1 protein-coding gene (running past one end of the window) is annotated in these 18,175 nt (G+C 69.4%); it reads right to left on the minus strand.

Going from position 1 to position 18,175, the window contains the following annotated elements; translation table 11 throughout:
- A protein-coding gene (locus ACFW9O_RS19500) for a type I polyketide synthase (protein ID WP_384610816.1) crosses the window boundary here: on the minus strand, positions 1 to 18,175 show its 3' portion. 10,109 nt of this gene lie beyond the right edge of the window; 18,175 of the gene's 28,284 nt are visible here — the last part of the coding sequence; its start codon lies beyond the right edge, outside the window — the gene reads right to left on this strand; it ends in the stop codon at positions 1 to 3.

Raw genomic sequence — 18,175 nt, forward strand, 5'->3', positions numbered from 1 at the left:
CTATTCCCCGCCGTCGCGGAGCTCCTTCTCGATGAGGGCGATGAGCTCGTCGTCACCGGCCGCGTCGATCCGCGTGGCCAGGGACTCGCCGTCCGCCACCTCTCCGGCCGTCCACTTCTCCAGGAACGCCTGCAGCCGTACCGTCACCCGCGCCCGGAGCAGTCCGTCCGTCCGGCCTGTGGCGAAGGCCGCATCGAGCTCGTCCAGCGCGCTGATCATGGGCTCGGCCACGTCGGCGCCGCTCCCACCGAGCTCGTCGAGCAAGTGACGCGCGAGCACGGCCGGCGTCGGATGGTCGAACACGATCGTCGAGGCGAGCCGCAGCCCGCTGTCCTTCGCCAGCACATTGCGGAACTCGACCGCCGTCAGCGAGTCGAACCCGAGATCCCGGAACGGCCGACTGTCGATGTCCTCCACGGACTTGTAGCCGAGCACGGCGCCGATGCCGCGGCGGATCATCTCCGACAGTTCCGCCTCCTGCTCCTGAGAACTCAACGAAGCCAGTCGTGCGCGCAGTTCGGCAGCGCTCGCACCACCGTCCTCCTCCTGGGGCGCGTTCAGGGCTTCGGCTGTTCCGGTGAAGTCGTGGAGCAGTGGGCTGGGCCGCAGGAGTGTGAAGGCCTCGGCGAAGCGTGTCCAGTCGACGTCGGCGACCGTGAGGCTGCTGTCACCGTGGTCGACCGACTCGGCCAGGGCCCGGATCGCCAGGGCCGGGTCCATCGGTGCCAGGCCACGCCGGCGCAGACTCTGAGCCGCTTCGGGATCCGCGGCCATCCCGGCCCCGGCCCACGGGCCCCACGCGATCGACGTTCCCGGAAGGCCGCGGTCGTGTCGGTGCTGTGTCCAGGCGTCGAGGAAGGCATTGCCGGCCGCGTACGCCGACTGGCCGCCGCTGCCCCACGTCGCTGCGATCGAGGAGAACACCACGAACAGGTCCAGCGGCAGATTCGAGGTCAACTCGTCCAGATGCTTGGTTCCGTCGACCTTCGCCCGCAGAACGGAAGCGAACGCCTCGGGAGTGGCCTCCTCGATCCGTTGCGGGAGGTCGAGACCGGCCGCGTGCACGATGCCGGTCAGCGGCAGATCGACGGGCACACCGTCGATCACCGCGGCCAGAGCATCCCGATCGGCCACGTCACAGGCAGTGATGGTGACCTGCGCGCCCAGTCCGGACAGCTCCTCGACCAGACCGTCCGGGGCGACACCGCCGCGGCTGGTCAGCACCAGGTGCGGTACACCCCGGCCGGCCAGCCAGCGGGCCACCTCCGCGCCCAAGGCGCCTGTACCGCCTGTGACCAGCACAGTGCCGGACGGGTCCGGGTTCCACGGAGTACCCGGCACCGCGACAGATACCGCACGAGCCAGCCGACGGGCGAACACCCCGGACTCGCGAACCACGACCTGATCCTCACCACCACCGGCAGCCAGGACACTCACCAGCCGGGCACCCGCCCGGGTGTCCAGGACCTCGGGAAGGTCGATGAGACCGCCCCAGCGGCCCGGCATCTCCAGCGCCGCGACCCGGCCCAGACCCCACACCGCCGCAAGGTCCGGATCGCCGATCCGGTCGGAACCGCCCACCGACACCGCGCTACGCGTCAGCACCCACAGCGGCGCTGTGACCTCGCGCAGCTCCTGCACCACGGCGAGCGTCTCCGTCACCCCGGATGCGGACAGGATCACACCGGCCAGGTCAGGCAGTCCTGACACTTCGTCGGCGGGGACTCCGACCACGGTCGCGCCCGCGGCCTCCAACGCTGCGGACACCTCCGGGTCCTCGGTGCCGACGACCGCCCACACCCCGGTCAGCACCGCCGACGACGACAGGCCGTCGAGCGGCTTCCACGTGACCCGGTAACGCCACGAGTCGAGCGTCGAGCGTTCCTGGTGACGCTGTCGCCAGGCGGACAGGGCCGGCAGCGCCGACTCCAGACCGGCGAGCTCCTCCAGGTCCTCGCGCTCCACCGCATCCCAGAACGCCGAATCCGGGCTGCCACCGGCGGCCATCATGGAAAGCTCCGGCCAGAACCGCTCACGCTGGAACGCATACGTCGGTAGGTCCACGACTCTGCCGCCCCAGCCGGCGAACATCGCCGTCCAGTCGACATCGACTCCGGACGTCCACAAGCGGCCGACCGCCGTGAAGGCGGTGTCGGTCTCGTCGCGGTCCTTGCGCAGTACGGGGATGAACTGGGCTGCGGCTGTGGTGTCCTGGGCCATGCCTGACAGGACACCGTCCGGACCGAGTTCCACGTACCGCGTCACACCCATCGCTTCGAGAGCTGTGACACCGTCGGCGAACCTCACCGACTGCCGCACCTGGTTCAGCCAGTACTCCGGCCGCTGCATCAGTCCGGGTTCGGCGATGGTTCCGGTGAGGTTCGAGATGATCGGGATTTCGGCCGGGTGGAAGGTCAGGCCGGCAAGGACGCCTGCGAATTCGCCCAGCATCGGTTCCATCAGGGCGGAGTGGAACGCGTGCGACACCGACAGGACGTTGAACCGCCGTCCCTGCTCGGCGCAGCGGGCCGCGTAACGCTCGATGGCTTCGGTGGTGCCGGAGAGGACAACGGAGTTCGGGCCGTTGATGGCGGCGATGTCCAGGCCGGAGTCTGCGACATCGGCTTCGGTGGCCTGGACGGCGAGCATGCCACCGCCGGCGGGCAGCGCCTGCATCAGCCGGCCGCGCTCGGCGACCAGGAGGCACGCGTCGTCCAGGTCGAGGATGCCTGCCATGTGCGCGGCGGTGATCTCACCCAGCGAGTGGCCCAGGAGCACGTCCGGGACCACACCCCAGGACTCCACCAACCGGAACAGGGCGACTTCGAGGGCGAAGAGGCTCGCCTGCGCCCACACGGTGTGGTCCAGGTCGGCGCCGTCGGTCAGGACGGCGCGCAGCGGGCGCTCCAGCCGTACGTCGAGCCGTGCACACACCGCGTCGAAGGCTTCGGCGAACACCGGGAACTGCTCGTACAGGCCCAGACCCATGGCGGGGCGCTGCGAACCCTGACCGGTGAACAGGAACGCGGTCCGCCCCTCTCGGGCGACCCCCGTGGCAAGTGTCGTGTCCCCGGCCAGCACCGCACGATGCTCCAGCGCGGCACGCGTCGTCGCCAGCGACCAGCCGACGTCCACCGGATCCAGCTCGGGCCGTTCCGCGGCGAACGACTGCAGCCGTTCAATCTGTGCCCGCAATGCCGCCTCGGACTTCGCCGACACCACCCACGGCACCTGCCTGGGACGTACCACCGACGGCTCGGCCACCGGCTCCCGCTCGACGGACTCCGGAGCCTGCTCCAGGATGACGTGCGCGTTGGTGCCACTGATGCCGAACGAGGACACCGCCGCCCGGCGCGGCCTGCCCGCCTCGGGCCAGGGACGCGCCTCGGTCAGCAGCTCCACCGCACCCGCCGACCAGTCCACCTGAGGAGAGGGGGCGTCGACGTGCAACGTCGCCGGCATCAGACCGTGCCGCAGCGCCATGACCATCTTGATCACGCCTGCCGCACCTGCAGCCGCCTGGGTGTGACCGATGTTCGACTTGACGGAACCGAGCCACAGCGGCTCGTCGCCCTCGCCACGGTCCTGGCCGTACGTGGCCAGCAGTGCCTGCGCCTCAATCGGGTCGCCGAGCCGGGTTCCGGTGCCGTGGGCCTCGACGGCGTCGATGTCGGCGCCGGTGAGGTGTGCGTTGGCGAGGGCCTGGCGGATCACCCTCTGTTGGGAGGGACCGTTGGGGGCGGTCAGACCGTTGCTCGCGCCGTCCTGGTTGACGGCGCTGCCCCGTACCACCGCAAGGATCCGGTGTCCGTTGCGCCGTGCGTCGGAGAGCCGTTCCACCAGCAGCAGACCGACACCCTCGCCCCAGCCCGTCCCGTCGGCCGCCGCCGCGAACGCCTTGCACCGGCCGTCCGACGCCAGACCGTCCTGCCGGTCGAACTCCACGAACGCTCCCGGGGTGACCATCACCGTCACACCACCGGCCAGGGCGAGTTCGCATTCACCGGCCCGCAGCGCCTGCCCAGCCCAGTGCAACGCCACCAGCGACGACGAGCACGCCGTGTCCACGGTGACCGCCGGGCCCTCCAGCCCGAACGCGTACGAGACCCGGCCGGACAGCACCGCCGCCGCGTTCCCGACAGCCGCGTGCCCGTCACCGGCGTCCTGCGACGCCGCGAGAACCTGCGCATAGTCCTGGCCGTTGGTTCCGGCGAAGACCCCCACACTGCGGCCGCGCTGCGACCGCGGGTCCAGCCCCGCCGACTCGAACGCCTCCCACGCGGTCTCCAGCAGCATCCGCTGCTGCGGATCCATCGCCAGCGCCTCACGCGGCGAGATCCCGAACAACGCGGCATCGAACTCGGCCGCGTCTTGGACGAACCCGCCGACACCGCTCGCGACGCCGGACACCTCCGTCGGCCATCCCCGGTCGGCCGGGAACACCGACAGCCCGTCCACCCCATCGGCGACCAGATCCCACAACTGCTCGGGCGATCCCACTCCGCCCGGGAAGCGACACGCCATCCCGACGATCGCAAGAGGCTCATCGGCTCCCGCCGACGGCGCCACCGCACCGGACGCCACCGCCGCTCCCGTACCGGCCAGTTCCGCACGGAGGTGGTCGACGAGAGCGTCAGGCGTCGGGTGGTCGAAGACGAGGGTGGTCGGCAACGGCAGCTCCGTGGTCGCAGCCAGGAGGTTGCGCAGTTCGACCGCCATCAGCGAGTCGAAGCCCAGATCTCTGAAGGCACGATCCGCTTCCACCGCCTGCACACCGGAATGACCCAGCACTGCAGCCGCCTGACTCCGCACCACATCCAGCAGAACCTGGCGACGCCTGCCCTCCGGCACACCCTCAAGCTGTTCCCGCAGACTCGGCCCGCCACCTCCCGCCGGCAACACCGGGGAGACAGCGGCCACTTCCGGAAGCTCCGCCAGCAGACGACTGGGACGCGCCGCCACGAACCCAGGAACAAAACGCTCCCAGTCGATATCCGCCACCGTCACATCCACACCACCACGAACCGCCTCACCAAACACCCGCAAACCAAACTCCACGTCCAACGGACGCACACCACCACGCCGCAACCGCTCCACCACCACACCGTCGGCCGCCATACCCCCCTCGGCCCACGGACCCCACGCCACCGACACAGCCGGCAAACCACGCCCACGACGCCACTCCACCCACGCATCCACACACGCATTGGCCGCCGCGTAATTACCCTGACCCGCACTACCCACCGTCCCCGCCAACGACGAGAACACCACCAACCACTCCACCGGCAAACCCGACGTCACCACATCCAGATTCACCAGCCCATCCACCTTCGGCGCCATCACCGACACCAAACGCCCCGCCGACAAACCCTCCAACAACCCGTCATCCACCACACCCGCCGCATGCACGATTCCGGTCAGCGGCAGATCGACGGGCACACCGTCGATCACAGCGGCCAGCGCATCCCGGTCAGCCACGTCACAGGCGGCGACCGTGACCCGTGCGCCCAGCCCGGACAACTCCTCCACCAGACCGTCCGGGGCGACACCGCCGCGGCTGGTCAACACCAGGTGCGGAACACCCCGACCCGCCAGCCAACGCGCCACCTCCACACCCAACGCCCCAGTACCACCAGTGATCAGCACCGACCCCGACGGGCACGGATTCCACGACTCATCCACCACCCCGGCCGGCACCGCACGAACCAGACGACGCCCAAACACACCCGAACCACGAACCGCAACCTGATCCTCACCACCAACAGCAGCGGCCAGAACGCCGGCAAGCCGGGAACCCGCCCGGGCGTCCAAAACCTCCGGCAGGTCGATGAGACCACCCCAACGGTCCGGCACCTCCAACGCCGCAACCCGGCCCAGACCCCACACCGCCGCCAAGCCCGGATCGCCGATCCGGTCCGAACCACCCACGGACACCGCACCACGTGTGAGCACCCACAACGGCGCCGTAACCTCGCGCAGCTCCTGCACCACAGCGAGCGTCTCCGCCACCCCGGAAGCGGACAGCACCACACCAGCCAGGTCAGGCAGACCTGACACCTCCTCGGCGGGGACTCCGACCACAGTCGCGCCCGCAGCCTCCAACGCCGCGGACACCTCCGGGGCCTCCGTCCCGACAACCGCCCACACCCCGGTCAGCACCGCCGACGACGACAGACCATCCAACGGCTTCCACGTGACCCGATAACGCCACGAATCGAGCGTCGACCGTTCCTGGTGACGCTGCCGCCAGGCGGACAAGGCCGGCAGCGCCGACTCCAGACCGGCGAGCTCCTCCAGGTCCTCGCGCTCCACCGCGTCCCAGAACGCGGCATCCACCAGGTCACCGCCACCGCCCGCCGCGGCCGTCAGCGAAAGCTCCGGCCAGAACCGTTCACGCTGGAACGCATACGTCGGTAGGTCCACGACCCTGCCGCCCCAGCCGGCGAACATTGCCGTCCAGTCGACGTCGACTCCGGACGTCCACATCCGACCGGCCGCAGTGAGCGCCGTGTCAGTCTCGTCGCGGTCCTTGCGCAGTACGGGGATGAACTGGGCTGCGGCTGTGGTGTCCTGGGCCATGGCCGACAGGACACCGTCGGGGCCGAGTTCCACGTACCGCGTCACGCCCATGGCTTCGAGGGCTGTGACACCGTCGGCGAAGCGCACCGGCTGCCGCACCTGGTTCAGCCAGTACTCCGGCTTCTGCATCGCACCGGGCTCGGCCACCTCACCGGTCAGGTTCGACACGACCGGGATTTCGGCCGGGTGGAACGTCAGCCCGGCAAGGACGCCTGCGAACTCGTCCAGCATCGGTTCCATCAAGGCCGAGTGGAACGCGTGCGACACCGACAGCACGTTGAACCTCAGGCCCCGCTCGGCGCATTGGGCCGCGTACCGCTCAATGGCTTCGGAGGTGCCGGACAGGACAACAGAGTTCGGGCCGTTCACGGCGGCGATGTCCAGGCCGGAGTCCGCGACGTCGGTTTCGGTGGCCTGGACGGCGAGCATGCCGCCGCCGACGGGCAGTACCTGCATGAGTCGGCCGCGCTCAGCCACCAGCACGCACGCGTCGTCCAAATCGAGGATGCCGGCCACGTGCGCGGCAGTGATCTCGCCCAGCGAGTGCCCCAGCAGCACGTCCGGGGTCACACCCCACGACTCCACCAGCCGGAACAGCGCGACCTCAAGGGCGAACAATCCGGCCTGCGCCCACACAGTGTGGTCCAGGTCAACACCATCGGTCAGAACCTCACGCAGCGGACGCTCCAGCCGGACGTCCAACAGCGCACACACCGCGTCGAAGGCTTCCGCGAACACCGGGAACTGCTCGTACAGGCCCAGACCCATGCCCGCACGCTGCGAACCCTGACCGGTGAACAGGAACGCGGTCCGGCCCTCTACCGTCGCACCAGCGGCAAGCACATCCCCACCAGCGGCCAGCACCACACGATGCTCCAGCGCGGCCCGCGTCCTCGCCAGCGACCAACCCACGTCCACCGCATCCAGCTCCGGACGCTTCTCCACGAACTCCCGCAGCCGCTCCACCTGCGCACGCAACGCGGCATCGGACTGCGCCGACAACGGCCACGGCACCAGCCCGGGACGTAGCACCGACGGCTCGGCCACCGGCTCCCGCTCGACGGACTCCGGAGCCTGCTCCAGGATGACGTGCGCGTTGGTGCCGCTGATACCGAAGGACGAGATGCCCGCGCGGCGCGGCCGACCGGCCTCAGGCCAGGAACGTGCCTCCGTGAGCAGTTCCACGGCGCCCGCCGACCAGTCCACCTGCGGTGACGGCTCATCCACGTGCAACGTCGCCGGGAGCATGCCGTGCCGCATCGCCATGACCATTTTGATCAGGCCCGCGACGCCCGCAGCGGCCTGGGTGTGACCGATGTTCGACTTCACCGACCCCAGCCACAACGGCTCACCGGTCTCACCGCGGTCCTGGCCATACGTGGCCAACAGCGCCTGAGCCTCGATCGGGTCACCGAGACGGGTTCCGGTGCCGTGCGCCTCGACAACATCAACGTCCGCACCGGTCAGCCGGGCGTTCGCCAGCGCCTGGCGGATCACCCGCTGCTGCGACGGACCGTTCGGCGCCGTCAGACCATTCGACGCACCGTCCTGGTTCACCGCACTGCCCCGCACCACCGCAAGAACCTTGTGCCCCTTGCGCTGAGCATCCGACAACCGCTCCACCAACAACAGGCCCACACCCTCGGCCCAGCCCGTCCCGTCCGCCGCACCCGCAAACGCCTTGCACCGACCATCCGCAGCCAGCCCGTCCTGCCGGTCGAACTCCGTGAACGCAGCCGGAGAAACCATCACCGTCACACCACCGGCCAACGCCATGTCGCACTCACCCGACCGCAACGCCTGCCCCGCCAGATGCAACGCCACCAACGACGACGAACACGCCGTATCCACCGTCACCGCCGGCCCCTCCAACCCGAACACATACGCCGCCCGGCCAGAGATCACACTGTTCGCCGCACCCGACAGCACATGCCCCTCACCACCAGCCACATACCCCGACGACAACGCCCCCGCGAACACACCCACACTCCGCCCCCGCAGAGAACGCGGATCCATCCCCGCCGACTCGAACGCCTCCCACGCCGCCTCCAGCAGCAACCGCTGCTGCGGATCCATCCCCAACGCCTCACGCGGCGAAATCCCGAACAGGCCCGCATCGAACTCGGCCGCGTCATGGACGAATCCACCTACACCGGCACCCCGGTCCACCAGATCCGCCGGCCAACCCCGGTCGGCCGGGAACACCGAGAGCCCGTCCGCCCCATCGGCGACCAGATCCCACAACTGCTCGGGCGATCCCACCCCGCCCGGCAACCGGCACGCCATACCCACAATCGCCAACGGCTCGTCCGCCCCGGCCACCGCGACCTGCCGCACCGGCTCCGCAACCGCCTCCGACCCACCGAAGAACTCCGACAACAGACGCTCACTCAGCGCCACCGGACTCGGATAGTCGAACACCAACGTCGCCGGCAACCGCAAACCCGTAGCCCCGGTCAAACGGTTACGCAACTCCACCGCGGTCAACGAATCAAAACCCAGATCCTTGAACGCCTGACGCTCACCCACCGCATCAGCCGACGCATGCCCCAGCACCGCCGCAGCACTACCACGCACCAGCTCCAACAACATCTGCCCACGCTGAACACCAGACACCGACCGCAACCGCTGCGCCAACGCCAACCCCGCACCCGACGCCTGCGCAACCCCACGCCGCACCCGACCCGACACCAAACCACGCAACAACGCCGGAACCTCACCACCCGCCCGCACCACCGCCAGATCCAGATTGACCGGCAGCAACTGCGCCTCGGCATACCCCAGTGCTGTGTCGAACAACGACAGGGCCTGCTTCGTCGACATCCCGCTCGAAAGCTGGTCGCGGAGATGACTGGTCATGCCGCTGGCCTGTTCCCACAGACCCCAGGCCAGAGACAAGCCGGGCAGGCCTTCTGCACGGCGGCGGGTGGCGAGGGCGTCGAGGTAGGCGTTGGCGGCAGAGTAGTTGGCCTGTCCGGGGGTGCCGAAGGTCGCCGATGCCGAGGAGTAGAGGACGAACATCGCGAGGTCCGTGTTGCGGGTCAGCTCATCCAGGTTCGCGGCGGCGGTGGCCTTCGCCCGCAGGACCGTTTCCAGGCGTTCCTGGGTGAGGGCGGTGAAGACGCCGTCGTCGAGAACACCGGCTGCGTGCACGACGCCGGTCAGCGGGGCCTCGGTGGGGATGTCGGCGAGGACGGTTGCGAGAGCGTCGCGGTCGGAGGCGTCGCACGCCACGATCCGTGCCTGGGCGCCGAGTTCGGAGAGCTCCGTGGTGAGTTCTGCGGCGCCGGGGGCGTCCGGGCCCTGGCGGGAGAGCAGGAGGAGGTGGCGGATGCCGTGTTCGGTGACCAGGTGGCGGGCGAGGAGTCCCCCGAGGGTGCCGGTGCCACCGGTGATCAGTACGGTGCCGTCACCGTCCAGCGACACAACCTGCTCGCCACCCACGGCACGGGCCAGACGGGGCACCAACAGTGCACCGTCGCGGATGGCGACCTGGGGCTCGTCGACACCGGCCAACAGCGCCAGGTCCAGTTGCTCTTCGGTGGCCGGGTCGGTGTCGATCAGCACGATCCGATCCGGATGCTCCGACTGCGCCGAGCGCACCAGACCCCACACCGTCGCACCCACCGGGTCCACGACCGCATCGCTACCAGCAGACATGGCACCCCGGGTCACCACCGCCAGACGGGAGCCGAACGAATCCTCATCCGCCAGCCACTCCTGCACACCACGCAGGACCTCACCCAGCACCTGCTCCACCGAACCGTCACCAGCCGGCAACACCGTCCACGCCGAAGCATCCTCCGCCTCGCCGGAAGCAACACCACCCGGCGGCAACGCAACCCACTCCACCGCGAACAACGCCTCATCCACGTGCCCGGCCGACGACAACTGCTCCGCCGAAACCTCACGCGACACCAGCGAACGGACGACCGCGACCGGCGCACCGGTCCCATCAGCGGCTTCAACCGTGATGCCCTCACCCTCCGGACGGATCGCCACCCGCAGCATGGTTGCCCCGACCGCGAACAGCTCCACACCCGACCACGCGAACGGCAGCCGGGGCCCCTGCTCCCCCGGCCCTTCGGACAGGAGATTGGCCGGATGCAGCGCAGCGTCCAACAGCGCCGGGTGGATACCGAACGTGTCGACCTGGCCCACTCCCGGCTCCGGCAGCACCACATCGGCGTACACACCGGACCCATCGCGCCAGGCCGCCTGAACACCCTGGAACAGCGTGCCGTAACCGAAGCCCACCTCGGCCAACGCCTCGTAGAACCCGTCGACATCCACTGCATCCGCACCCTGCGGCGGCCACACACTCAGGTCGAAGTCCGCCTGCACAGCGATCTGTTCTGCCAGCAAACCGGACGCATGCAGCACCCACTCGTCCGTACCTTCGGCGCGGCCATGGACGTACACAGGCCGGTCGCCCGAGGCATCCGGGCCCTCGACCCGCACCTGCACCTGGACGCCACCGGACTCCGGCAACACCAACGGCGCCCGCAGCACCAACTCCCGCAGCAGACCGCAGCCCACCTCCTGACCAGTCCGCAGCACCATCTCAACCAACGCAGCACCTGGCACCACAACCTGGTCCAACACGAGATGCTCGGCCAGCCAGGACTGTGCACCCAGCGCGAGCCGACCGGTCAGCACCACCGCGCCCTCATCGGCAAGCTCTACAGCCGCACCCAACAAGGCGTGCCCGGCACCTGCCAGACCTACAGCGGCCAGGTCCCCGGCCCCCATGGTCGGCTGCGGCCAGTACCGCTCCCGGTGGAACGCATACGTCGGCAGATCAACCGCCCGGCCACCCCAACCGTCGAACACCGCCGTCCAACGGACATCAACTCCGGACGTCCACAAGCGGCCGGCCGCGGTGAGCGCCGTGTCGGTCTCCTCGCGATCCTTGCGCACTACGGGTATGAACTCGGCGCCGACGACTGTGTCCTGGGCCATGCCCGACAGGACGCCGTCCGGGCCGAGTTCCACGTATCGCGTCACGCCCATCGCTTCGAGAACTGTCACGCCGTCGGCGAAGCGCACCGGCTGCCGCACCTGGTTCAGCCAGTACTCCGGCTGCTGCATGACACCCGGCTCGGCCACCGCACCGGTTACGTTCGACACGACCGGAATCCGCGCAGGGTTGAACGTCAGACCGGACAGGACGGTTTCGAACTCCTCCAGCATCGGTTCCATCAGCGCGGAGTGGAACGCGTGCGACACCGACAGCACGTTGAACCGCAGACCGCGGGCGGCACATTGGGCCGCGTAGTGCTCGATGGCTTCCGTGGTGCCGGACAGGACCACAGAGTTCGGGCCGTTCACGGCGGCGATGTCCAGACCGGAGTCCGCGACATCGGCCTCGGTAGCCTGGACGGCGAGCATGCCACTGCCGACGGGCAGCGCCTGCATCAGCCGTCCCCGCTCAGCCACCAGCACGCACGCATCGTCCAGGGACAGGATCCCGGCCACATGCGCGGCAGTGATCTCCCCCAGCGAGTGCCCCAGCAGCACGTCCGGGGTCACACCCCACGACTCCACCAGCCGGAACAGCGCGACCTCAAGGGCGAACAAACCGGCCTGCGCCCACACAGTGAGGTCCAGGTCGACACCATCCGTCAGAACGTCACGCAGCGGACGCTCCAGCCGGACGTCAAGCCGTGCGCACACCGCGTCAAAGGCTTCCGCGAACACCGGAAACGCCTCGTACAGCCCCAGACCCATACCCGCACGCTGTGAACCCTGACCGGTGAACAGGAACGCGGTCCGGCCCTCTACTGTCGCACCAGCGGCAAGCACATCCCCACCAGCGGCCAGCACCACGCGATGCTCCAGCACCGCCCGCGTCGTCGCCAGCGACCAACCCACGTCCACCGCATCCAGCTCCGGACGCTCCTCCACAAACTCCCGCAGCCGCTCCACCTGCGCACGCAACGCGGCATCGGACTGTGCCGACACCGGCCACGGCACCAGGTCCGGAGCCAGCGGCGTCGCATCGAGTGCTGCCGGTTCGGGCTGAGGCGGCGCCTCGAGAATCACATGCGCGTTGGTGCCGCTGATACCGAACGAGGACACACCCGCACGGCGCGGCCGACCGGCCTCAGGCCAGGAACGCGCCTCCGTCAGCAGTTCCACCGCGCCCGCTGACCAGTCCACCTGAGGCGACGGCTCATCCACATGCAGTGTCGCCGGAAGCATGCCGTGCCGCATCGCCATGACCATCTTGATCAGGCCCGCGACACCCGCAGCGGCCTGGGTGTGACCGATGTTCGACTTCACCGACCCCAGCCACAACGGCTCGCCACTCTCACCGCGGTCCTGGCCATACGTGGCCAACAACGCCTGAGCCTCGATCGGGTCACCCAGCCGCGTCCCCGTCCCATGCGCCTCCACCACATCAACGTCCGCGCCGGTCAGCCGGGCATTCGCCAGCGCCTGACGGATCACCCGCTGCTGCGAGGGACCGTTCGGCGCCGTCAGACCATTGCTCGCACCGTCCTGGTTCACCGCACTGCCCCGCACCACCGCAAGAACCTTGTGCCCCTTGCGCTGAGCGTCCGACAACCGCTCCACCAACAACAGGCCCACACCCTCGGCCCACCCCGTCCCGTCCGCTGCACCCGCGAACGCCTTGCACCGACCATCCGCAGCCAGCCCGTCCTGCCGGTCGAACTCCACAAACGCAGCCGGAGAAACCATCACCGTCACACCACCGGCCAACGCCATGTCGCACTCACCCGACCGCAACGCCTGCCCCGCCAGATGCAACGCCACCAACGACGACGAACACGCCGTATCCACCGTCACCGCCGGCCCCTCCAACCCGAACACATACGCCGCCCGGCCAGAAATCACACTGTTCGCCGCACCCGACAGCACATGCCCCTCACCACCAGCCACATACCCCGACGACAACGCCCCCGCGAACACACCCACACTCCGCCCCCGCAGAGAACGCGGATCCATCCCCGCCGACTCGAACGTCTCCCACGCGGCCTCCAGCAGCAACCGCTGCTGCGGATCCATCCCCAACGCCTCACGCGGCGAAATCCCGAACAACGCAGCGTCAAACCGATCCGCCTCATCGACGAACCCACCCACACCGCTAGCGACGCCGGACACCTCCACCGGCCATCCCCGATCCCCCGGGAACGCGGACATGCCGTCCGCCCCGTCGGCGACCAGATTCCACAACTGCTCGGGCGATCCCACCCCGCCCGGCAACCGGCACGCCATACCCACAATCGCCAACGGCTCGTCCGCCCCGGCCACCGCGACCTGCCGCACCGGCTCCGCAACCGCCTCCGACCCACCGAAGAACTCCGACAACAGACGCTCACTCAGCGCCACCGGACTCGGATAGTCGAACACCAACGTCGCCGGCAACCGCAAACCCGTAGCCCCGGTCAAACGGTTACGCAACTCCACCGCGGTCAACGAATCAAAACCCAGATCCTTGAACGCCTGACGCTCACCCACCGCATCAGCCGACGCATGCCCCAGCACCGCCGCCGCACTACCACGCACCAGCTCCAACAACATCTGCCCACGCTGAACACCAGACACCGACCGCAACCGCTGCGCCAACGCCAACCCCGCACCCGACGCCTGCGCAACCCCACGCCGCACCCGACCCGACACCAAACCACGCAACAACGCCGGAACCTCACCACCCGCCCGCACCACCGCCAGATCGAGACTGATCGGCACCAGGTGTGCCGCCGGGCGTGTCAGAGCTGTGTCAAAGAGAGCGAGTCCTTGCTCTGTGGACAGGGCGGCGCCGGCACTGGTCACCCGGGACCGGTCGGTGTCGACGAGTCCGCCGGTCATGCCGCTGGCCTGCTCCCACAGACCCCAGGCCAGAGACAGACCAGGAAGGCCTTCCGCACGGCGGCGGATGGCGAGGGCGTCGAGGTAGGCGTTGGCAGCCGAATAGTTGGCCTGGCCCGGAGTACCGAACGTCGCCGACGCCGAGGAATACAGCACGAACATCGCGAGGTCCGTGTCGCGGGTCAGCTCATCCAGGTTCGCAGCGGCGGACGTCTTCGCCCGCAGGACCGTTTCCAGGCGCTCCTGGGTCAGGGCGGTGAACACACCGTCATCGAGGACACCCGCCGCATGCACCACGCCGGTCAGCGGGGCCTCGGTGGGAATGTCGGCGAGGGCGGTGGCGAGGGCGTCGCGGTCGGAGGCGTCGCACGCCACGATCCGTGCCTGGGCGCCGAGTTCGGAGAGCTCGGTGACCAGTTCGGTGGCGCCGGGGGCGTCCGAGCCTTGGCGCGAGAGCAGGAGGAAGTGGCGGATCCCGTGTTCAGTGGCGAGGTGGCGGGCCAGAAGTCCGCCGAGGGTGCCGGTGCCGCCGGTGATCAGCACGGTGCCGTCACCGTCCAGCGACACAACCTGCTCGCCGCCCACGGCACGGGCCAGACGGGGCACGAACAGCGCATCGTCACGGACGGCTATCTGCGGCTCGTCGACACCGGCCAACAGCGCCAGGTCCAGAGGCTCTTCGGTGGCCGGGTCGGTGTCGACCAGCACGATCCGATCCGGGTGCTCCGACTGCGCCGAGCGCACCAAACCCCACACCGCCGCACCCACCACATCCACCGCACCAGGCCCTGCCGGAACCGCACCCCGGGTCACCACCGCCAGGCGGGAGCCGAACGAATCCTCATCCGCCAGCCACTCCTGCACACCACGCAGGACCTCACCCAGCACCTGCTCCACCGGACCGTCACCAGCCGGCAACACCGTCCACGCCGAAGCATCCTCCGGGTCGCCGGAAGCAACACCACCCGGCGGCAACGCAACCCACTCCACCGCGAACAACGCCTCATCCACGTGCCCGGCCGACGACAACTGCTCCGCCGAAACCTCACGCGACACCAGCGAACGGACGATCGCAACCGGCGCACCGGTCCCGTCGGCCGCCTGCACGGTGATGCCCTCGCCCTCCGGACGGATCGCCACCCGCAACGCGGTCGCCCCGACCGCGAACAACTCCACACCCGACCACGCGAACGGCAACCGAGGCCCGGAGACTTCGGTGTCGCCGAGGACGAGACCGGACGGATGCAGCGCGGCGTCCAACAGCGCCGGGTGGATACCGAACGTGTCGACCTGGCCCACTCCCTGCTCCGGCAGCACCACATCGGCGTACACACCGGACCCATCTCGCCAGGCCGCCTGAACACCCTGGAACACCGGGCCGTAGCCGAAGCCCACCCCGGCCAAGGCCTCGTAGAAACCGTCGACATCCACCGCATCCGCACCCTGCGGCGGCCACACACTCAGGTCGAAGTCCCCCTGCAAAGAGGTCTGTTCTGCCAGCGAACCGGACGCATGCAGCACCCACTCGTCCGTGCCCTCGGTAGAGGCATGGACATGGACCGGCCGGTCGCCCGAAGCGTCCGGGCCCTCGACCCGCACCTGGACCTGCACGCCACCGGACTCCGGCAACACCAGCGGTGCCCGCAGCACCAACTCCCGTACCAGAGCGCAGCCCACCTCCTGACCGGCCCGCAGCACCATCTCCACCAACGCGGCACCAGGCACCACAACCCGGTCCAGCACGAGATGGTCGGCCAGCCACGCATGCGCACCCACCGACAATCGGCCGGTGAGCAGTGCCCCGTCACCCTCGGCCAGCGTCACTGCTGCACCCAGAAGGGCATGCTCGGCACCCGTCATGCCGACAGCGGCCAGATCCCCCGCGCCCATGTTCGGCTGCGGCCAGTACCGCTCCCGGTGGAACGCATACGTCGGCAGATCAACCGCCCGGCCACCCCAACCGTCGAACACCGCCGTCCAGCGGACATCAACTCCGGACGTCCACAGGCGGCCGGCCGCGGTGAGCGCCGTGTCGGTCTCCTCGCGGTCCCTGCGCACTACGGGTATGAATTCGGCGCCGACAACAGTGTCCTGGGCCATGCCCGACAAAACGCCGTCGGGGCCGAGTTCCACGTACCGCGTCACGCCCATCGCTTCGAGAACTGTCACACCGTCGGCGAAGCGCACCGCCTGCCGCACCTGGTCCAGCCAATACTCCGGCCGCTGCATGACACCCGGCTCGGCCACCGCACCGGTCACGTTCGACACAACCGGAATCCGCGCCGCATGGAAGGTCAGGCCGGACAGGACCGTGGCGAATTCGTCCAGCATCGGTTCCATCAGCGCGGAGTGGAACGCGTGCGACACCGACAGCACGTTGAACCGCAGACCGCGGGCGGCACATCGGGCCGCGTAGTGCTCGATGGCCTCCGTGATGCCGGACAGGACCACAGAGTTCGGGCCGTTGACGGCGGCGATGTCCAGGCCGGAGTCCGCGACATCGGCTTCCGTTGCCTGGACGGCGAGCATGCCTCCACCGGCGGGCAGCGCCTGCATCAGCCGTCCCCGCTCAGCCACCAGCACGCACGCATCGTCCAGGGACAGGATCCCGGCCACATGCGCGGCGCTGATCTCACCCAGCGAATGCCCCAGCAGCACGTCCGGGACCACACCCCACGACTCGACGAGCCGGAACAGCGCGACCTCGAGCGCGAACAAACCGGCCTGCGCCCACACGGTGAGGTCCAGGTCGACACCATCCGTCAGAACGTCGCGCAGCGGGCGTTCCAGCCGGACGTCCAACAGCGCACACACCGCGTCGAAGGCTTCCGCGAACACCGGGAACTGCTCGTACAGGCCCAGACCCATGCCCGCACGCTGTGAACCCTGACCGGTGAACAGGAACGCGGTCCGGCCCTCTACCGTCGCACCAGCGGCAAGCACATCCCCACCAGCGGCCAGCACCACACGATGCTCCAGCACCGCCCGCGTCGTCGCCAGCGACCAACCCACGTCCACCGCATCCAGCTCCGGACGCTCCGCCACAAACTCCCGCAGCCGCTCCACCTGCGCCCGCAACGCGTCCGCCGACTTCGCCGACACCGGCCACGGCATCGGAGTGGGGCGCCCGGCACGCGTCGGCACCGCCTCGACGGCCTGCACGGTGGGAGGCTCCTCCAGGATGACGTGCGCGTTGGTGCCGCTGATGCCGAACGAGGACACGGCGGCGCGGCGCGGCCGGCCTGCCCCGGGCCAGGGGCGTGCCTCGGTGAGCAGTTCCACCGCGCCCGCCGACCAGTCCACCTGCGGGGAGGGGGCGTCCACATGCAGCGTCGCCGGCATCAGACCGTGTCGCAGGGCCATGACCATCTTGATCACGCCTGCCGCGCCGGCGGCGGCCTGGGTGTGACCGATGTTCGACTTGACGGAACCGAGCCACAACGGCTCGTCACCCTCACCACGGTCCTGACCGTACGTGGCCAGCAGCGCCTGCGCCTCGATCGGGTCGCCGAGCCGGGTTCCGGTACCGTGCGCCTCGACGATGTCGATGTCGGCGCCGGTGAGGTGTGCGTTGGCCAGTGCCTGACCCATCACCCGCTGCTGGGACGGACCGTTGGGCGCGGTCAGGCCGTTCGATGCGCCGTCCTGGTTGATGGCACTGCCGCGGACGACGGCGAGGATGTGATGTCCGTTGCGCCGTGCGTCGGAGAGCCGTTCCACGACAAGTACGGCCGCGCCCTCTGCCCAGCCGGTGCCGTCC

The sequence above is a fragment of the Streptomyces sp. NPDC059499 genome (genome assembly GCF_042749285.1).
Lineage (GTDB): Bacteria > Actinomycetota > Actinomycetes > Streptomycetales > Streptomycetaceae > Streptomyces.